Annotated in this window: 19 protein-coding genes and 1 pseudogene; 5 read left to right on the forward strand and 15 right to left on the reverse strand. The window is 35.8% G+C overall.

What is annotated here, in order from left to right:
• Nucleotides 1–14 precede the first annotated feature (14 nt).
• Genes hisA through hisIE form a run of 3 tightly spaced genes read left to right on the forward strand, consistent with a single transcriptional unit; the run spans nt 15 to nt 2130 of the window.
• A complete protein-coding gene (gene hisA, locus GYY69_RS07875; protein ID WP_174797195.1) occupies nt 15–752 on the forward strand; it encodes a 1-(5-phosphoribosyl)-5-[(5-phosphoribosylamino)methylideneamino]imidazole-4-carboxamide isomerase in 738 nt (245 codons plus the stop codon).
• Complete coding sequence (gene hisF / locus GYY69_RS07880) at nt 734–1510, forward strand: imidazole glycerol phosphate synthase subunit HisF (protein ID WP_174797178.1); 777 nt, start codon at nt 734–736, stop codon at nt 1508–1510. The genes hisA and hisF overlap by 19 nt, the downstream gene beginning before the upstream one ends.
• Entirely contained in the window at nt 1504–2130 is a 627-nt protein-coding gene (gene hisIE / locus GYY69_RS07885; RefSeq protein WP_174797179.1) for a bifunctional phosphoribosyl-AMP cyclohydrolase/phosphoribosyl-ATP diphosphatase HisIE, read from the forward strand. The genes hisF and hisIE overlap by 7 nt, the downstream gene beginning before the upstream one ends.
• Before the next feature lie 73 nt (nt 2131–2203).
• On the opposite strand, the gene cysB is transcribed toward hisIE, so the two are convergent.
• The 3 genes from cysB to matP form a co-directional block, all read right to left on the reverse strand.
• The gene (gene cysB, locus GYY69_RS07890; protein WP_174797180.1) at nt 2204–3175 is read right to left on the reverse strand and encodes an HTH-type transcriptional regulator CysB; all 972 of its coding nucleotides are present in this window, start codon (nt 3173–3175) and stop codon (nt 2204–2206) included.
• 170 nt (nt 3176–3345) lie between these two features.
• Complete coding sequence (gene topA, locus GYY69_RS07895) at nt 3346–5955, reverse strand: type I DNA topoisomerase (protein WP_174797181.1); 2610 nt, start codon at nt 5953–5955, stop codon at nt 3346–3348.
• Between the two features lie 2 nt (nt 5956–5957).
• Nucleotides 5958–6449, reverse strand: a complete 492-nt coding sequence (matP, locus tag GYY69_RS07900; protein ID WP_174797182.1) for a macrodomain Ter protein MatP — start codon at nt 6447–6449, stop codon at nt 5958–5960.
• A 148-nt stretch (nt 6450–6597) separates the two neighbouring features.
• Between matP and GYY69_RS07905 the strand changes: the two genes are divergently transcribed.
• Nucleotides 6598–8280 carry an amidohydrolase gene (locus GYY69_RS07905; protein WP_194240621.1) on the forward strand — a complete coding sequence of 561 codons (1683 nt, stop codon included), beginning with the start codon at nt 6598–6600 and terminating at the stop codon, nt 8278–8280.
• A 75-nt stretch (nt 8281–8355) separates the two neighbouring features.
• Here GYY69_RS07905 and GYY69_RS07910 read toward each other — a convergent pair whose 3' ends face one another.
• Both GYY69_RS07910 and GYY69_RS07915 read right to left on the reverse strand, forming a co-directional pair.
• Nucleotides 8356–9744, reverse strand: a complete 1389-nt coding sequence (locus tag GYY69_RS07910) for a PTS fructose transporter subunit IIC (protein WP_174797183.1) — start codon at nt 9742–9744, stop codon at nt 8356–8358.
• The gene (locus tag GYY69_RS07915; RefSeq protein WP_174797184.1) at nt 9737–10171 is read right to left on the reverse strand and encodes a PTS sugar transporter subunit IIA; all 435 of its coding nucleotides are present in this window, start codon (nt 10169–10171) and stop codon (nt 9737–9739) included. The genes GYY69_RS07910 and GYY69_RS07915 overlap by 8 nt, the downstream gene beginning before the upstream one ends.
• A gap of 368 nt (nt 10172–10539) precedes the next feature.
• Here GYY69_RS07915 and GYY69_RS07920 point away from each other — a divergent pair, with 368 nt between their 5' ends.
• Entirely contained in the window at nt 10540–11901 is a 1362-nt protein-coding gene (locus tag GYY69_RS07920) for an APC family permease (protein WP_174797185.1), read from the forward strand.
• Nucleotides 11902–12021: 120 nt separating this feature from the next.
• Here GYY69_RS07920 and GYY69_RS07925 read toward each other — a convergent pair whose 3' ends face one another.
• The 10 genes and pseudogenes from GYY69_RS07925 to GYY69_RS07970 form a co-directional block, all read right to left on the reverse strand.
• Nucleotides 12022–12285, reverse strand: a complete 264-nt coding sequence (locus GYY69_RS07925; protein ID WP_034913021.1) for an HPr family phosphocarrier protein — start codon at nt 12283–12285, stop codon at nt 12022–12024.
• Nucleotides 12286–12295: 10 nt separating this feature from the next.
• Nucleotides 12296–12652: a CDP-alcohol phosphatidyltransferase family protein gene (locus tag GYY69_RS07930; RefSeq protein ID WP_202984974.1), complete on the reverse strand. Its 357-nt coding sequence runs from the start codon at nt 12650–12652 to the stop codon at nt 12296–12298.
• A gap of 216 nt (nt 12653–12868) precedes the next feature.
• Nucleotides 12869–13582, reverse strand: coding sequence for an epoxyqueuosine reductase QueH (locus tag GYY69_RS07935; RefSeq protein ID WP_174797186.1), 714 nt, complete (start codon nt 13580–13582; stop codon nt 12869–12871).
• 293 nt (nt 13583–13875) lie between these two features.
• Nucleotides 13876–15066 carry an ABC transporter permease gene (locus GYY69_RS07940; RefSeq protein WP_174797187.1) on the reverse strand — a complete coding sequence of 397 codons (1191 nt, stop codon included), beginning with the start codon at nt 15064–15066 and terminating at the stop codon, nt 13876–13878.
• Nucleotides 15063–16223, reverse strand: a complete 1161-nt coding sequence (locus GYY69_RS07945; RefSeq protein ID WP_174797188.1) for an ABC transporter permease — start codon at nt 16221–16223, stop codon at nt 15063–15065. The genes GYY69_RS07940 and GYY69_RS07945 overlap by 4 nt, the downstream gene beginning before the upstream one ends.
• 42 nt (nt 16224–16265) lie before the next feature.
• The gene (locus GYY69_RS07950; RefSeq protein ID WP_174797189.1) at nt 16266–17243 is read right to left on the reverse strand and encodes an HlyD family secretion protein; all 978 of its coding nucleotides are present in this window, start codon (nt 17241–17243) and stop codon (nt 16266–16268) included.
• A 273-nt stretch (nt 17244–17516) separates the two neighbouring features.
• Nucleotides 17517–17810, reverse strand: a complete 294-nt coding sequence (locus GYY69_RS07955; RefSeq protein ID WP_174797190.1) for a hypothetical protein — start codon at nt 17808–17810, stop codon at nt 17517–17519.
• Nucleotides 17811–17893: 83 nt separating this feature from the next.
• Nucleotides 17894–18298: a hypothetical protein gene (locus GYY69_RS07960; protein WP_174797191.1), complete on the reverse strand. Its 405-nt coding sequence runs from the start codon at nt 18296–18298 to the stop codon at nt 17894–17896.
• A gap of 180 nt (nt 18299–18478) precedes the next feature.
• A pseudogene (locus tag GYY69_RS13120) lies at nt 18479–18613 on the reverse strand (IS3 family transposase); the annotation flags it as partial.
• A 15-nt stretch (nt 18614–18628) separates the two neighbouring features.
• Nucleotides 18629–18904: a hypothetical protein gene (locus tag GYY69_RS07970; RefSeq protein WP_174797192.1), complete on the reverse strand. Its 276-nt coding sequence runs from the start codon at nt 18902–18904 to the stop codon at nt 18629–18631.
• Nucleotides 18905–19033: the final 129 nt, after the last annotated feature.

The following is a 19033-nucleotide window of genomic DNA, read 5'->3' on the forward strand; positions in this document are numbered from 1 at the left end:
TGGCAGTTTATCCAATGATTATCCCTGCGCTTGATTTAATTGAGGGTAGCGTGGTGCGATTGCACCAAGGCGATTATGAGCAAAAACGCGATTACGGCAATCATCCACTTTTGCGCCTACAAGATTATGAAAAGCAAGGTGCTAAACTATTGCACTTAGTGGATTTAACCGGCGCAAAAGATCCTAATGCTCGTCAAATTTCGTTAATACAAACGTTGATTAATGGCGTACAAGTTCCTATCCAAGTTGGAGGCGGAATTCGCACTGAGAAAGACATACAATCATTATTATCAGCTGGTGCTGCTCGCGTGGTAATTGGGTCAACCGCCATCAAGCAACCAGAAATAGTTAAACAGTGGTTTAAAAAATACGGCGCTGAAAAATTGGTATTAGCACTGGATGTGCGCATTGATACTAAGGGCAATAAATATGTGGCGATTCATGGTTGGCAAGAAGACTCAAAACAGACTTTAGAACAAGTGATTGAGGATTATCTACCTTATGGATTGAAACATGTGCTTTGTACTGATATTTCGAAAGATGGCACTCTCAGCGGTTCGAATGTTAAGTTGTACCAAGAAATTAGTCAAAAATACCCACAAATTGCTTTTCAAGCATCTGGCGGTATAGGTCAATTAGACGATGTTAAAGCACTTGCCAATAGCCGCGTTGCAGGCGTAATTGTAGGGCGAGCTTTACTCGAAGGTAAATTTACTGTTCAGGAGGCAATTTCATGTTGGCAAAAAGAATAATTCCTTGTTTAGATGTTCGCGATGGTCAAGTGGTTAAAGGTGTGCAATTTCGAAATCACGAAGTTATTGGTGATATTGTGCCTTTAGCAAAGCGCTATGCGCAAGAAGGGGCTGATGAATTGGTCTTTTATGATATTACCGCCTCGTCAGATGGGAGAGTGGTTGATAAAAGTTGGGTTGCAAAAGTGGCCGAAGTTATTGATATCCCCTTTTGTGTTGCTGGCGGAATTAAAACTGTTGAAGATGCTGGGCAAATATTAAGCTTTGGTGCCGATAAAATTTCGATCAATTCCCCTGCGCTTGCCGATCCCACTTTAATTACAAGGCTTGCAGATCGTTATGGTGTGCAGTGTATTGTGGTTGGTATTGATACTTGGTATGACAAAGAATCAAACAATTATCATGTTTATCAATTTACAGGTGACGAAAAACGCACCGTTGCCACAAAATGGAATACGCTTGATTGGGTACAAGCGGTGCAAAAACATGGTGCGGGCGAAATTGTTCTAAATATGATGAACCAAGACGGCGTTCGTAATGGGTATGATCTTGAGCAACTGAAAGCGGTTCGCGGTATTTGCAAGGTACCGCTGATTGCTTCAGGTGGTGCGGGAAATATGGCGCATTTTTTACAGGCATTTGACCAAGCTGAAATTGACGGTGCATTGGCAGCCTCCGTTTTTCATAAGCAAATCATTAATATTGGTGAACTTAAACAATATTTGGCACAACATGGAGTAGATATTCGATTATGTTAACTCAAAATTGCAATACCCAATTAGATTTACAACAACTTGATTGGCAAAAAGTAGATAATTTAATGCCGGCCATTATTCAGCATTATGTATCTGGTGATGTATTAATGCTTGGTTATATGAATCAAGAAGCGTTAATACAAACACAAAGTAGTGGTAAAGTCACTTTTTATTCACGCACCAAACAGCGCCTTTGGACCAAAGGTGAAACTTCTGGTAACGTTTTAAATGTCATGAGTATTTCGGCTGATTGCGATAATGATACATTACTGATTTTAGTGAATCCAGTTGGTCCAACTTGCCATACCGGCACAACAAGTTGCTTTGCTAATGCTAAAAGCGAATGGGGATTTTTGTTTGAATTAGAGCAATTAATCGCTGCACGAAAAAATGCCGATCCTAAGTCATCCTATACGGCAAAACTGTATCATGATGGCACAAAACGAATAGCGCAAAAAGTGGGAGAAGAAGGTGTTGAAACCGCCCTTGCTGCGACAGTTCATGATCGAGAAGAGTTAAAAAATGAATCTGCGGATTTGGTTTATCATTTATTAGTATTACTCCAAGATCAAAATCTGTCACTACAAGATGTGATTGGCATTTTAAAAGCAAGGCATAAATAATAAAAATAATCAAAGTGCGAATCATATCGCACTTTGATTTACATTTTTTTATTATGATAAAAAATAAATTGACTTAGCAAACAGGCAATTTTACCCCATTAAACATCGCTAATACTTCGATATTATTTTCACATAACATGAGTTTATCGACAGTTTGTCGATGCAAATGTGGTGAAAACTGCTGAATAAAATCATACATATAACTACGTAAAAATAACGAACGCGCAAAAACGATATAGGTTGTGCTGTAGGGGAAAATATGACCAGCATTCAGTACAACAAAATCATCCTCTGAAGCATTATTCACCGCCATTTTGGCGACAATGCCAATACCGACACCCAATTTAACATAGGTTTTAATTAACTCAGCGTCTGTTGTGCTAAAAACAATATTAGGCGACTGATTAGCGCGTAAAAAAGCTTGATTTAAATCTGAACCATCATTAGAAAAATCGTAACTGACTAATGGATATTGTGAAAGATCTTCAATTGTAATTAAGCTGCTTTTGGCAAGCGGGTGATCTTTCATCATAATCACTGCTTGGTTCCAGTGATAGCAAGGTAAAGCAATCATATCATCGCTAAGCTGTGAAATGTCGGTCACAATAGCCAATTCGGCCTGCCCTGCTTGTGCTTGAGATATGCACTGTGGTGATGATCCTTGCTCCATATGCAAAGTAATATTTGGATATTGTTGCATAAACTGCTGGATCACAACAGGCAAGGCATAACGTGCTTGAGTATAAGTTGTGGTAATTGTTAATGAACCTTGATTTGGCTGACTAAATTCTTTGGCAATAATTTTAATATCGCTCGATTTATTGAGGATCTCTCGAGCAAGCGCAATAATTTTTTCACCGACAGGCGTCACTTCTGAAAGGTGCTTACCTACTCGGGTAAATATCTGAACACCAAGCTCGTCTTCTAATAATTTTATTTGTTTGCTTATACCTGGTTGAGAAGTATACAGTTTTTCGGATGTCAACGATACGTTAAGATCGTTATTGACGACTTCGACAATATAGCGTAATTGTTGCAATTTCATGACAAACAAAAGCTCCTTTAACTGTATGCTTTTCTCCCTTTTAATCATATTACAAAAGGGAGAATTGTTAAGGTAAACCTTTTCACAGCCTAGTACAAACAAAAATAATTATTTTTATACTAAAACGCATACTTTCCTGAAACTTTTTGACAAAATTCAGGTATGCTTACCTATTTTTTATTATTGATCCATTTGCCATCCACATATTGCATCACCCAACCTGTCGATTTTCCATTAATTTCCGAGGTAACATATTGTTGTTTGTTTTTACGGCTAAAACGAACAATGGATGGATTACCATCAGGATCTTTATTTGGAGCTTCAGTCAAATAGATAAACTTTTCTGGCAAGCGATCTTTAAAGCGTTGTAACTCTTCAATCAATGGCGCTCTCGTTTCTCTTGATTTTGGAAAATTATGGGCAGCTAAAAATATCCCTGAGGCACCATCACGTAATACAAAATGTGCATCTGATTTTGTACATTTAAGTTCAGGCAAATCGACTGGATCTTCTTTAGGTGGAGCTACATCACCATTTTTTAAGATTTTACGCGTATTTTTGCAATCTTGATTAGTACAGCCCATATATAAGCCAAATCGTCCTGATTTTAAATGCATTTCAGATCCACATTTTTCACATTCAATAATTGGCCCTTCGTAACTTTTAACTTTAAAGCTACCTTTTTCAACAATAAAACCATCACAAATCGGATTATTGCCACAAATATGCAATTTACGCTCGTTATCAAGTAAATAACTATCCATCGCTGTATGGCATTTTGGACAGCGTTTACGTGCCCTTAAAGCATCGGTTTCGGCTGTTTCAGCTTCTTCCAAAATATTTAAAGTTTCGTGCTCAGGAATTAAGTTAATGGTTTGTTTGCAACGTTCTTTAGGTGGCAACGCATAACCTGAACAGGCTAAAAATACACCTGTACCCGCAGTTTTAATGCCCATTTCACGACTACAATTAGGGCATTTAATTTCAGGTGTTAATACTAATGGATTAAGTTGCATACCACCTTTATCAGGCGCTTGTTCGGCAACCTCAAGATGCTGACTAAAATCACTGAAAAACTGGTCAAGTACTTCGCGCCATTCTTGTTTTTTATGAGCGATTTCATCCAGTGCATGCTCCATACGTGCGGTAAAATCATAACTCATCAAATCATTGAAGTTTTCGCTGAGCCTATCAGTAACAATTTCACCGATTTTTTCTGCATAAAAGCGACGATTATCCAAACGCACATAACCGCGATCTTGAATTGTCGAAATAATGGTTGCATAAGTCGATGGGCGTCCAATTTCACGTTTTTCAAGCTCTTTAACCAGTGATGCTTCGTTATACCGAGCAGGTGGTTTGGTAAAGTGTTGATTTGGATTTAAGCTGATTAAATCGAGTTTGTCGTTGACTGATAACGGTGGTAATATTTTATCTTCATTATTTTTTGCCAGTTGTGGTTGTACTTTAGTCCAACCATCAAAACGCAATGTACGACCTTTGGCCTTTAAAGTAAAATCGCCTGATTTAACTGTAATTGTTGTTGAGTTATATTCGGCTGATGTCATTTGACAAGCCACAAATTGACGCCAAATGAGTTGATATAATTTACTCGCATCTGCTTCAATATCACTAATATTATCAGCAAGAATAGTAACATCTGATGGGCGAATCGCCTCGTGCGCTTCTTGTGAATTCTTTTTACTACTATATACATTAGGTGATTTTGGTAAATATTTATCGCCAAATTTGTTGCCGATATAATCTCGTACCATAGTTAATGCATCTTGACTCAAGTTAGTTGAATCGGTACGCATATAGGTGATATAACCAGCTTCATATAAACGCTGAGCTAGCATCATAGTCTTTTTAACGCCAAAACCAAGGCGAGTACTTGCGGCTTGCTGTAAAGTCGAAGTAATAAACGGGGCAGTTGGATTACTTTTTGTCGGTTTTTCTTCAATATTCGTTACTTGATATTGATTTTGATTAAGTCCTGCTAGCGCAATATCAATAGCAACTTTATCTTTTGGTTCAAACGCTTCGTCTTTATAATGAGTAACTTGTAGGGTTAAAGACTCTTTTTGAGCTGTGTTTAAATCAGCAAAAAGATCCCAATATTCTTCAGGAATAAAAGCATGAATTTCACGTTCACGTTCAACCACTAAACGCACTGCAACTGACTGAACACGACCAGCCGATAAGCCTCTAGCAACCTTTTTCCAAAGTAAAGGTGATAGCATAAAACCCACAACCCGATCCATAAATCGGCGTGCTTGCTGAGCATTGACCCGATCCATATCGAGCATAGCTGGCTCATTAAAGGCATTTTTGATCGCTGTTTTAGTGATTTCGTTAAACACAACACGACGGTATTTACTCTCATCACCACCAATGACATCTTTAAGATGCCAAGCAATGGCTTCTCCCTCTCTATCCAAATCGGTTGCGAGATAGATCATATCTGCATCTTTAGCCAGTTTTTTTAATTCTGATACCACCCGTTCTTTGCCAGGTAAAATTTCGTAATGCGCTTTCCAACCGTTGTATGGATCAACACTCATCCGATCAACTAAAATCTGTTGTTCGGAGCGTTTAACTTTTTTTTCGGCTTTGTCTTTTGTCTCTTTTGTTGATTTTTCAGCTCGTTGGCTACTACCACTCTTGGGTAGATCGCGAATATGACCTACACTTGATTTAACCACGAAATCTTTGCCAAGATATTTATTAATCGTTTTTGCTTTAGCTGGTGATTCCACAATAACAAGGGATTTTCCCATAATTAAACCTTTCTATTCTGTTGTTTGTATTCTTTACTATCTGGCTTCGCATTTAGGAGTGATAGTAAATCATCTTTAATTGTTGTTACTTGTGTTGCATATTGCTCTTTCTGCTCTGCATCTTCAATGAGTTGCGTAATGGTTTGTGACAATGTGCATCCACGGCGTTTGGCTAAATTAGCTAATCGTTGCCAGACTAAAAATTCCAAATCAATGGACTTCTTTCGAGTATATTGCTGTTCCGCATTAAAATGCCGTTTTCGTTTTGCCCGAATGGTTTGTTTCATGCGGTTATCTAAATCTGGATTTAAATGCTCTTTTATCCAATCAACGACACCTGCTGGATTATGTTCTAGTAACAATAATGCATTGACAGCCTGCTCAGCGGCGCTTTTTTCAATATATCGAGTAATTAGTTCACCCTCTAGATGCCTTTTTACTAAATAGTGCCACTTCCAACCGCATTCAAGGTTTTCTAGTTGTTGGTATTTCATCCGCTCACCTTGTGACGTTGTAACTAAAATGGAATATTTGTAGCATAATCTGCTCACACAATAAAGAAAATTATTACATTTGACAAATTTTTTATAAATCTGCTATCGTTGACCTTTCATTTTGATCTTTATTTAAGGAATCCCCATAATGGCTAAAGCAGATGTTATTTATATTAATGGCTATATTTACACCGCAGACAAACAAGATAGTGTCTGCGAGGCAATAGCAATCGAAAATGGCTATATTATTGCAACTGGTAGCACGCAAGAGATAAATAACAATCACTATGTTGATAATCACACAACCATTTATGATCTGCAAGGTAAAACGATGATGCCAGGAATCATTGATTCGCATTTGCATACTTTTTGGGGAGGTATGCAATTATCGTCGTGTAATTTAAATTATCAAAGCTTAACTATTGATGATACATTAGCTATTATACAACAATATTTAGATAAAGATTCTATCAGTGATAATACTCATTGGTTACAAGTTCGTGGCTGGCTAAGGCAAGAGGTTTTACCAATTGGCACAGATATTACGCGCTTTGATCTCGATAGACTTAATACAAAACGCCCTGTTATTTTGTTTTCTAATGACTGCCATACTTTAGTTGCCAATAGCATTGCTTTAGAGAAATTTGGTTTAGATAGAAACACCCCTGAACCAACCGATGGAAAGATTGGTCGTACTGATGACGGTGAATTAAATGGCATATTAGAAGATGCCCCGGCTATGCGTGCGTTTGACAGCATTTCTAAGCTCACCGATGAACAAGCTGTCAACATTGCTAAATTATCGCAAGCAGAACTTAATAAACAAGGCGTTACTGCTGTTATGGATGCTCGAATTACCGAAACCCAAGCCGAGGCATTTTTAAAACTACAACAACAAGACCAACTATCGATTCGCTTATTTGGTGCACGTGAATTACCGCCAGATGATGTATCCTCAATAGAAGAAATTCCAACTTTACTTAACAAAGTTAAACAGTTCGCTGCACGTTACGACGATAAAAACTGGCAACCCAAGCCCGGCATTAAAATTTCGCATACCAAATTATTTGTAGATGGTGTAATGCAAGCACCATTAATGACCGCACGCTTGCTTAAACCGTACAATTTAGCCGACGAAAAAGATCGTTACGGTGATCTTTATTATTCCATTGAAATGTTAGATGCTCTAATTCTTGAATCGGCAAAAGCTGGTTTTCATCCGCATATGCATACAGTTGGTGAAGGGGCTATCGAAGTTGTACTTGATGCCATTGAAAAAATGCGTAAGGCATTACCTAATGCCGATATTCGTCCAAGCACTGCGCATAACGAACTAAGCGCACTACACCAATTTACCAGATACAAACAATTAAATGCATGTGTAGTATTTTCATTCCAATGGGCTGGTTGTAGTTCGGCAATGGTTGAACAATATCAAACCCTATTTGGTCCAGAACGCTATAACGGTTTAGAAGCACACGGGCAATATATTGATGCAGGTGTAACATGTGCTTTTGGTAGCGATTGGCCAATTGATCCATTAAATGAATGGTACGATTTCCAAATTGCAATGACTAGACAAATCGATGCCGAGCATCCTCGGTTAAACAGTGATCGCAATCTAACCGCTATTGAAGTATTACGTAGCGCTACTATTAATGCCGCATATGTATTAAAACAAGATGAATACATAGGGTCAATTGAAAAAGGTAAATTTGCTGATTTGATTATTTTAGATCGCAATCCATTTACTATTCCAGCAACCGATATGCAAAATGTCAAGGTATTAACAACGATTGTGGGCGGTAAAATCGTTTATCAGAAAGCATAATTTAAACTTTATGTCTTTAATTTACAAATTGCTACACCAACCATGATTGGTGTAGCATAGGTTATTATTTAGACTTTAGTCAACATCAGCAACTACTTCGGTTTCCACTGCTGTTGGTTTCGTGAAATGTAAAATAGCGGCGATAATTAATGCACCAATAAACATATCAATGACATACCACGCTGTCGCTTTGGTCACCCCACCTAATGCAACTAACCCGCCAAATGCTACCAATGATTCAATCCCATTGATCATACCTAGCATACCTGCGATGGCAGTGCCAACAACAATAGCAATAATAACACGCTTTGGATCTTTAGCCGCAAAAGGGATCGCACCTTCGGTAATGCCCGCTAATGACAAAAAGAAAGCGGTAATGCCAAACTCTTTCTCTTCTTTGGTGTATTTTGGGCGTGACACAATCAATGACGACATAGCTAAACCTAATGGTGGAATAGCACAGCACATACGAAATACGCCATTTGGACCATAAACCCCCTCAGCCATTGCCGCTAAGGTAAATGCAGTCGCCGCTTTACTACATGGCCCTCCCATATCTAGCGCCGCTAATATACCAATGCCAATACCTAAAAATGCAGCATTAACCTCTGACATACCTTTTAAAGTTGCGACCATAGCTTTAACAAACCAATCAAGCGGATAAGATAGCCCATAAATATAAAGTGGTGCCATCACTAGTATCGTTACAGTTGGAATAATCATCACAGGCATAACCGAAGCTATCACTGAATGAACTTTAACTGTTTTGAACCATTTAACAAAATAACCAATTAAAATACCAAAAATCATTGCACCAATAAATCCAGTACTGACTTGGTTAGAACCAATTGGATTATTAACCACATACCCCATAATAAATGCAGGCGCTAAAGCAGCATTACCACCAATGGAATAAGCCATATAAGCAGCAAGCACAGGCACCATCATGGCAAAGCCATATAAGGCAACTTGTTTTAAATCAATAAAGAATTGATTACTTGGCAAAATAGTATCGTTTGTTACCTCACCTGTCATTAACACAATTGAAAAAAGTATTCCCGATGCAATGATAACGGGCAAAAACTTACTAATACCCGTATTTAATGCTCTAAATATCTCTTTACCGATACTATCTTTAACCACTTTAGTCGACATAGTTTCTACATTATTAAAAATATTGGCAGTATTTTTAACTGCTTCACCAGTACTCACTTTTATGACATTTTTATAAGGCTCAAGCCTATCGGCATTTTCAATTGAAATATCAGTCGCTAATAAAATCACATCGGCACTTTTAAAATCTTGTTCGGTTAATGAATTTTCAATACCTGCTGCACCTTGTGTTTCGATTTTATAATCCCAACCACGTTTTTTCGCCTCATTTTCAATTTTTTGCTTAGCAATATAAGTATGAGCCATCCCTGCGGTACACGCACAAATCGCAACAATCTTTTTTTTACTCATATAAACCTCTAATCTTATTTGCCACAGATTGAATATCGCTTTTAAGCAAATCTTCGACAAAATCATCATTAGCTAAATTCGATGCTAATTTTGCAATAATGGATAAGTGCTCTTTATTGGCGTGTTCTGGCGCGCCAATTAAAATGACTAATTTGACTTTATTGCCATTATTCCAAATTATGCCATCGACATATTTACCAACAACAATAAATGGCGTTTTAACCGCATTACTTTTAGCGTGTGGTAAAGCAATATCAGGTAACACATCGGTTTCCATTTCTTGTTCGTGCGCCATAACATCGTCAAAAAAGGTTTTAATATTAGTTAAATAAGCTTGGCTAGCTTCAACCATTAAATGGATAACTGTTGATTTTTGAGTAACAACATCACCCGTTAAATCAACCGGTAAAACAGAGATTGACTGCATAAATTGATCCTCTTACTGATAATAGAATATTTGCAATAACTCAATTTTCACTCTACATGTATTGTAGATAAAATATACAATAATTTATTTGCACTGACACTTATTTTGTCTAATAAATAATAGATTTGGATCACAAATATGCAAATAGAAACTCAACTGTTTAATCAAATACTCTAAATTAAATTAGACTAAAACCATTAATAATATGCTTTAAAGGTGATAATTTGTTTGCTTTAGTATCATTTTACTAAAAATTAACTTGCATAATTATCACAATATGGCAGAATTCCCTGCCGCTTTAAGCGGGTAAAAAGGCAAAACTATACTTAGTAGTTTTTTATTGTTTTTTGGGACAGAGGAGCAAAGTCATGTCCGCAATAAAAATGAAACGAGTTTTAACCACACCTGCATTGATTGCATTTGGTTTAGCTTATATGGTTCCTTTGGGGATCTTTACCACTTATGGGGAAGTGACAGTATTAAGTAACGGTCACTTACCTATAGCCTATATTATCACCCTAGCTATGATCTTTTTTACAGCATTAAGCTATTGCCGAATGGCAAATAAGCTTCCAATTGCTGGTTCTGCCTATTCGTATGTTCAACATACGTTTGGTGGAAAAATTGGATTTTTGGTGGGTTGGGCACAAATCCTTGATTACCTATTTTTACCAATATTAAATTATTTGGTACTAGGTATTTACCTTAACGAAGCATTTCCTAGCGTTCCTGCGTATGTATTTGTACTTGGGTCATTGATTGGTGTTAGTCTCTTAAATTATCTGGGTATTAAGTTGATTAATTCGGTAAATTTCACCTTAATTATTGTTCAGATGATTTTTATTGGGTTATTTATATTTTTGACTTTAGTTAATGTGGATTTAACCCCTGAAGCAATGATAAAACCACTACAAGTCAATGCAAGTGATTTTAGCGGTTTAATGTCTGGTGCAGCAATATTATGCCTTGCTTTTTTAGGGTTTGATGCCATTGCTACCTTGGCAGAAGAGTCTAACGATGCTCAAAAATCGCTTCCAAGAGCTATTATCTGGACTGTCCTTATTGCTGGTTGTATTTTTTTAGTGGTTTCTTATTGTGCTCACTTAGCTTATCCTAAATGGAGTGATTTTATCGATAATAAAGATACTGCAAGTTTAGATGTGGTTCGTCAAGTTGGTAATCTCAGCCAATTAGGAAGTAATTTTATGTATAATTTCTTCCAAGCGGCATATTTAACTGGTGTCTTTGCATCGGCAATGACAGCTCAAACGAGTGTATCAAGAATATTCTATGCCATGGGGCGTGAAGGTGTGTTACCTAAACAAATCTTTTATAAGATTCATCCACGCTTTAGAACCCCTTACTTGTCGATTATTTTTGTCGCCTGTTTTTCTTTACTGTCATTGGTATTAGATCTTAGTTTGGTTGTTTCAATGATCAGTTTTGGTGCTTTAGTTGCATTTACCTTTGTTAATTTATGTGTAATTAAAAGCTATTTAGGCGACACCAAGACAAAAACAGTCTCTGTCCTATTCAAATATGGGCTATTACCTGCCATTGGCGTTTTACTCTCACTATGGTTATGGACAAGTCTTGATGCGACAGCGATGATTGTTGGTTTAGTTTGGTTGGCAATGGGTTTTCTTTATTTACTTTATCTTACCCGAGGATTTACGCGTTTGTTACCTTCGATTGATCATAAAGAACTACATTCGATTATCAAAGATTAACCATTCAATTAGATAAATATGTCTACTATAAAGTATTTAGTTAACGCCTTCTTTACAATTCCGTCGACTATTGTCGACGGAATAAATTTCTTAAAAATGATTACGAGATTAACTCAGCAATTATTCGCCAAAGCCTGTTGCGAATAACTCACGGATTTCGTCCATTGCAGCTTGTTCATCTTCACCATCACAGATGATTTCAACAGTTGAACCACCTTTTACGCCTGCACCAAGTAATCCCATCATACTTTTTAATTTGATAGCTTTATCATTATAGACAAGCTCAATTGATGATTTATAACGACCAGCTAATTTAACTAGTGTTGTAACAGGGCGTGCATGCAAGCCGGTTGAATTTTTTACTACCATTTGCTCTTTTAACATAATAAAGTCCTTATCTATATCTTAACGTTAAAACAATATCTGTATTTATATCATAAATTAAACTGTTTTGCTCATTTTTTACATGGGGATTTGTATATTCATTTACATAATTTGATCTTTGGTGATATTCTCTAGCTAACATCCCATCAATCGCATTCAGCGCCATACGAATAAACATCCATAAAGGAATCAATACAAAAATCCATTGATACTGTGCCAATAATCCAACAAATAAAGCAACAATGATAGAGCCAAAACATGCCGCTAATGTTAACTGATTAGCAGTAATATTGGCATCATGAAGATAAATTGCATAAGGTCTAAGGAATGCTTGGAATTTAGGTTTTAATTGATAAATTGACAACACATTATAATCCTATCAGTTTAATGCACTATGTTATATTTATATAAATATAACATAGATATACGATTCAAACCTATTATATTTATGCATGCCTTTAAAAATAGTAAATAGCAAATTGGTTCTATTTTCAATCAATGCTATTTACAAGAAGTTTTGGTTATACAAATTTTTGAAGTATGATTTTATAGTGTAAATTCAAACAGTAAAAACAACTCATGGCTATTTTTGCAATCCTTGCTTAGCAAGCTTAATCACGTTTTTCAAATCAACGCCTTGTGCTTTAGCCGCAAAAATACAGCCACAATAACATTGACGATACACATCATACTCTTTACAAAGTTCAATTGAACGTTTATAACCATTGTTCTTTTTAAAATCAGAAGGAAGGTAATTGACCGAAAAAATTTCTTGGATTTCAAATCCTAATTCATTAATTTTTTGGCTATTTTTTTTGGGACTAAGAGTTAATGCACTAGCAAAATAATCAAACCCTAGTTCTTGAGCCTTAATTGCCGCTAAGTCTAATCGCATTTTATAACAAATATGACAACGTTCACCACCTTCTGGCGCATCACGCAAGTGCTCAACCTTTTTGATAAACTCTGCTGGCTGATAAGGCGCTTCTAGAAATTGAACGTTATGCCCCGTTTTTTGATTAAAATCAGCAATAAATTTTTGCTGTACCACACTACGATATTCATATTCAACTCGAGGATGAATATTAGAATTAGCAAAATAGATCGTAATATCGGCATATTGAGCCAAATATTCAAGAACATAAGTACTACACGGAGCACAGCAGCTATGAATTAATAACTTTGGTCGCGCTGATTCTGCCTGCCAATTAGCAATCACCTCTTTTAATACAGAATCATAATTTACTTTATTATGTGGATTTAATTTTTCAAGAATGTTTTTAGCATTGATTAACATGGGAACTCATTTATATTTAATTTTGTTTTCTATTTTATTGTTTTAGTTAACTAAGTTTTTAGTCGACCGACTATAATATAGCGATATCCACAAGCCTTCAAGATGAAGACTGAAATTTTATATTTGAATCTATAGATAATTGAAGATATTTAATTTAAATGATTAGATTTTATCACAAAGCTAAAAGATAAATCGTGATAAACCAATACAATAACACATGGCTAGCCTAATAATTGGCGTTGAAACATTCCTGCTTAAGTTTGATTAGTTATGATAAATAAAACGACCCTATTTTATTTTTCTTCCCTAACATTTGCAGACATTGCCTTTTGAATGGCTCGTTTCTCAAGAATAAATGCAATACCAAAATAGACAACCGTTAATATCCACAAATGCCAATATTGTGGACTAAATTCAGCAAAACTTGCACCCATTTGATTTATTTTTACCGAGCCAATTATGGCTGGTACCGCTGGGAATATATCACCAATCAAGTGGAATAATGGTGGCATTAATTCTTTTGGCCAAGATAATCCTGTAACAAAAAATATCACCATACTTGACGGTATAATTAAGCAAAAAACATCACTCACCGTATGCACAAAATGTGATACAACTTTACCTAATAATGCAGTAGAAAAAATAAAAGGAATAATAAACGACAACGAAACAACAAGATGACTTAGGCGTGGTAAATCATACCAATAATTTGCAAATACGGTATACATCATAAAATAGATCAGGTAAAGCATTAGATAAGTGAGTAATTTGCCAAAAAGTAGTAATAATGCTGAAGATGTCGCATCGTTCTGTTGGTTAATAAAAGTTATTTCAAAATCAGAGTTTTTGCTAAATAGACGACATAAAATGCTACCAATAAGCAATGTTTGATATAAGATCAAAATAAAAGCAGCAGGAATAACATAGGTTGCATAGCCTGATTGAGGATTAAATAAACTTATCAACTGGCTATTAAACGGTGAAACACTATTGGTTGCTACAGCTGGATCAACGCCTTGCGCTATCTTTCGCGAAATGGAAATTTTAGCACCAAAATTGCTAGCAACGGTATTAACCGCGGTGGCAACGTTACTATAAATTAAAATATAACTCGCATCGCCATAATATGAGATAGGGCTCGTTTTACCCTCTAAAATATGTTGCTGAAAACGATAAGGGATCAGCACTACCCCATAGATTTTACGCTCTTCAATCAATTTTTTAGCTGTCTGTAAATCCGCAATATGTAAGTTTATGTTAATGGATTTATTGGCATCAAGTTGTCTAACTAACTCTCGACTATAATTAGTGTTATCTTGGTCAATAACAGCAATCGGAACATCTCGTATCGCTTCATGTAAATAAGGTTGTGGATAAAAGAAAAAATAGATAAAAATTCCCACAAACATAACGCTGGCTATCGCTTTATTTTGGAAAATACGTTTTAGTTCTTCATAGGAAATTAATAATAAAGATTTAATCATATTAACCGCCTACGGATTTTTCGTAAATAAAGAGTAATAAGTAATGCCATAACGCTAAACTGGATCAATAAATAAACAAAGGGTTCTAACGAAGTCATCATATTTGGCGCTCGTAATGTTTGATCAAGACGAATCTGTATATACCATGTCACAGGCAATAAAGCGCCCCAAATATAAGCAAAAGTATTCATTGCAAGACGTGGAAAAATCAGACCAGTAAACCCAAAACTAGGCGATGCCACTAAGCTTGCACTGCCATAAGCTTGTGCTAGGGTTGAGCCAGTTAAACCAAAAAAAATCCCGTATAAACAACAAGTCAGTGTAAACCCGATACCACCAAGCATCAGCAATATAAAATGCCCATTTAATGGTAAATTAAAATAAGCGATTAAAACTGTATCAAATAAAATCAGACAAAATAAAAAGTAAAGAAAATATGGAAGAATACGCCCTAATAAAAAGATAAAAATATTCTGATTAGCTAGTTGTAAGATTTGCTGATAACTCGTTGCAGCAAAGCGATCTCGAGTAACACTAGTAACCATTGCCATCATAATAATGATCTGCAAAATCGTGGGGATTAAACCATTAATTAAGGTATAAAGATAATTTAATGTAGGATTATATAAAGGATGTAAACTAGCTGGAATAGTTTGCATTTGACTTTGTGCTACCGGTGAAGCAATTCCTTTTTCTAATAATCCTTGCAGTACTATTTGGCTATTAGCTGTTTTCAATGCAGAACTCATCGCCCGAAAAATAATCGTACCTGCCGACATATACTGATTATTATAAAAAGCGATTACTTCTGGTTGATGCCCTGCGATAAGATCTTTTTCGAATTCGGGTTGAATAAAAAGCACAGCATAAACTTTTCCCTTAATCAACGCATGTTTGGCTGAAGAAAGATCTTGATAACGTTCAGCGACCTGTAACTGCGGTGAAGCTGCCACTTGTTGAATTAATGTACGAGATGATTTAGTTGTATCTTGATCAACAACTGCGATAGGTATCTGGGTAATTACACCAGCATGATACATATAAAGAAATAAAAAAATGAATAATAAAGGATAGATGAAAACTAATAAAAACAAAAAACGTTGTTTAATTAATTTACGAAGTTCCCATCTAATCACTTCTAATAGCGATTGAGACATCAGTGCCCTTTCCTTTTGTGTATAATCTCCATATTATTTATGTTAGTGAGATTGCCACTTTGTGGTAACACTCATTCCTGGACGAAGACCAGCCACATTATTAATTGGTTTTGCACGCATTTCAAAAGTTTTTAGGTCAAAGTCCCCCGTCGCTTTGGTCGCTTGCCAATTTGCATATTGGCCTAAGGCATTTAATACGGTGACTTTAACATCAATAACTTGATTATTTAATGCCGGCACTTTTACTTGAAACGTATCACCAACTTTAAGATTGCCTAGCAAATCCTCGCGAATATTAAAAGTAAACCAAATATCATTTAAATCTATAATAGAATAAAGTGGCGTGCCCGGATTATACAATTGTCCGGTTTCGGCAACCCGAGTCGTAATTTGACCACTAATAGGGGCAACTAAAGTTAATTCATTCACATCCGTTTTTACTTGCAACAACGCGGCCTCAGACTGTTCCACCTGCGCATCGGCTAATTTTTTCTGTTCTATACTATTACCATTTTCGGCTAATTCTAAATTAGCTTTAGCGGCTTCATGGGCCTTAATCGCTGCTTGATATTGATTAAAAGATTCATCATAATTTTGCTTTGAAACTGTTCCATTTTTAGCTAAACGATTAATACGTTCATAGCTCGTTTGTGCTAAAACTAAATCTGAATTTGCTTTATCTAACTGTGCCTTTTGCACATCAATGGTTTCTGGTCTAGTACTATAAGTATTATCACGGCTCGCCATTGTCACTTTTAATTGCGCTTCTGCCGTTGCAAGCTGCGCTAATAATGCCGGATTTGAAAGGGTAAGAAGTTCATCACCTTGTTTAACATTATCTCCAACATCATAATTAAATTGAACCACTCGCCCCTGCACTCTAGCTGCAACATCAACACGGCTAGATTCAACTTCTCCTTGTAATATAATGGTGCTCGGTTGATTAGCAAAATATATAATAATAACCATAGCAATAACAGCAATGATCGCTACAATCAAAGAAAGACGTTTTTTATGCATAAATTGTGCTTATAAATGATTAGAGTAAAACTGGAATAAGATTATTGGCAATAATATAAAGGCAAATATTAAAATACGCAATAAAATATAGCGTTATATAGCTGTGATTTTTAAAAATCATTGGTGTTGAGTTAGTGATAAATAATTACTTATATATCCTTTAAAATCAATTTATTAAAATCTTTTTTCACTATTTGTGATAATTAAAAACAGGCAAACACACCATCAATACTATTGCCTAATTCACCTTCTAAATTATTACACAATTTTGCATCATTCCAAGATCAATAAAACTATATTACGAAAAAATGCCCGACAAAAAATCCCTTGTATGGTTAATTTACCCAATTTACAGCGAAAGTATTGCACGCTGTTAAAGTAATCGACAGCTTCTTCTTGACCGCTTGCCATGCCAAGTTGACTAGCGGCTTCGGCACTGTTGCCCAATACCAGTTGACCAAGTAGCGGCAAACTGGCTAAGGCATTGTCACCAAATAGAGATAAATTGGTATCAATCACTTGCAGTTCGGTGATTTTGCCAGTAATAATTTGAAAATATTTATTCATTATAAACCTCGTTGTTAATTCATTTTGCCACTAAAGATGTCACCAATCGAATAACCTTTAACATTAATATATTCGTATTGATTTTAAAACTGCTCTGCTAAGGCTTTTTGGGCGACAGCATCGGCTAATAGGGTGATTAGAGACTGTTTTTGCCGATTATAATCATCTATAATCAGTAATAAAGCATCATATTCAGAAAATGAATTATCAGTAGTTTGTTCTGCTTGTTGTGTATTATTTTGATTATTCACCTGTGATAATATGGATTCATCAAGACAAAACATGTTTTTTAATGTTTTTTTAAATTCGGCTTTTTGCTCAGTCACATTTTTAAAGGCATTTTGACTCTTATTTTTAGTACCTAATGCACTATATTTTAACCATTTTTCGAGATCATTATCGGTAATATACCAGATTAACCCTTCAATCATTAAAGTAATCAAGCCAATCCAAACGCCAAGTCCAAGCATTACAACTCTTCTTGCCATAAATTGTGCGCTATAAATGGCAATAGCGCGGGTAATAACATCACGTAAAAGTCCTTTGGCTAAAGCTCGTTTGGTTAATCAACTTAGCCTGGTATGTCCACACTTTTTAGTACCAAAAAGATAAGATCATCGATTTCTTTTGTATTCAATCGGCGACTGGTAATTTAATGTTAAATGAAGTCAATTATAATTAAAGCAATCCACATAATGATTAAATTCCAATTTAAGTTGCGTCAGTGAATCAAAAATAGTATTCGACACAAATTCTGTTTTCATTGCTTTAAATGTGCTTTCTGCAATTGCGTTATCATAGGGACAGCCTTTGCGACTTTACAACCGTTTAATTTCAAATGCTGTTAAACATTCATCAATCAGATGATTATCAACCCCAGAAATTGTCATCAATACACATATAAAGAAAAGAATAATAAGAATCCATCTAATTAATAAGCTTCCCATCCCCGTTAATCGCCGAGAAAATTCACAATAATCATCATTAGCATAACGTAATTTTTTATTATTACTTAAATAATGGCGCGTTGTATAAACCCCTTTGTATAAATCTTCGCGCCAGCATGACACTTGCGGTTGATATTTAGATGGCATTATTTATTCCTTAATTTTTTTATACTCGGCATCTATTTGTTGATACGCTTCAAGCGAGCTAGCTTTGGATTTTTTGTCGATTTCTTCTGGCCAGTTGACTTTGATTGGCCATGTGAAATCTTCTTCTGG

It is taken from the genome of Gilliamella sp. ESL0250, assembly GCF_013345045.1.
In the GTDB taxonomy this organism is placed as follows: Bacteria; Pseudomonadota; Gammaproteobacteria; order Enterobacterales; family Orbaceae; genus Gilliamella; species Gilliamella apicola_H.

Bases quoted from the DNA above. Each gene is read 5' to 3' on its own strand.
- hisA (WP_174797195.1), top strand. From the start codon at position 15: ATGATTATCCCTGCGCTTGATTTAATTGAGGGTAGCGTGGTGCGATTG.
- hisF (WP_174797178.1), top strand. From the start codon at position 734: ATGTTGGCAAAAAGAATAATTCCTTGTTTAGATGTTCGCGATGGTCAA.
- hisIE (WP_174797179.1), top strand. From the start codon at position 1,504: ATGTTAACTCAAAATTGCAATACCCAATTAGATTTACAACAACTTGAT.
- cysB (WP_174797180.1), bottom strand. From the start codon at position 3,175: ATGAAATTGCAACAATTACGCTATATTGTCGAAGTCGTCAATAACGAT.
- topA (WP_174797181.1), bottom strand. From the start codon at position 5,955: ATGGGAAAATCCCTTGTTATTGTGGAATCACCAGCTAAAGCAAAAACG.
- matP (WP_174797182.1), bottom strand. From the start codon at position 6,449: ATGAAATACCAACAACTAGAAAACCTTGAATGCGGTTGGAAGTGGCAC.
- GYY69_RS07905 (WP_194240621.1), top strand. From the start codon at position 6,598: ATGGCTAAAGCAGATGTTATTTATATTAATGGCTATATTTACACCGCA.
- GYY69_RS07910 (WP_174797183.1), bottom strand. From the start codon at position 9,744: ATGAGTAAAAAAAAGATTGTTGCGATTTGTGCGTGTACCGCAGGGATG.
- GYY69_RS07915 (WP_174797184.1), bottom strand. From the start codon at position 10,171: ATGCAGTCAATCTCTGTTTTACCGGTTGATTTAACGGGTGATGTTGTT.
- GYY69_RS07920 (WP_174797185.1), top strand. From the start codon at position 10,540: ATGTCCGCAATAAAAATGAAACGAGTTTTAACCACACCTGCATTGATT.
- GYY69_RS07925 (WP_034913021.1), bottom strand. From the start codon at position 12,285: ATGTTAAAAGAGCAAATGGTAGTAAAAAATTCAACCGGCTTGCATGCA.
- GYY69_RS07935 (WP_174797186.1), bottom strand. From the start codon at position 13,582: ATGTTAATCAATGCTAAAAACATTCTTGAAAAATTAAATCCACATAAT.
- GYY69_RS07940 (WP_174797187.1), bottom strand. From the start codon at position 15,066: ATGATTAAATCTTTATTATTAATTTCCTATGAAGAACTAAAACGTATT.
- GYY69_RS07945 (WP_174797188.1), bottom strand. From the start codon at position 16,223: ATGTCTCAATCGCTATTAGAAGTGATTAGATGGGAACTTCGTAAATTA.
- GYY69_RS07950 (WP_174797189.1), bottom strand. From the start codon at position 17,243: ATGCATAAAAAACGTCTTTCTTTGATTGTAGCGATCATTGCTGTTATT.
- GYY69_RS07955 (WP_174797190.1), bottom strand. From the start codon at position 17,810: ATGAATAAATATTTTCAAATTATTACTGGCAAAATCACCGAACTGCAA.
- GYY69_RS07960 (WP_174797191.1), bottom strand. From the start codon at position 18,298: ATGGCAAGAAGAGTTGTAATGCTTGGACTTGGCGTTTGGATTGGCTTG.
- GYY69_RS07970 (WP_174797192.1), bottom strand. From the start codon at position 18,904: ATGCCATCTAAATATCAACCGCAAGTGTCATGCTGGCGCGAAGATTTA.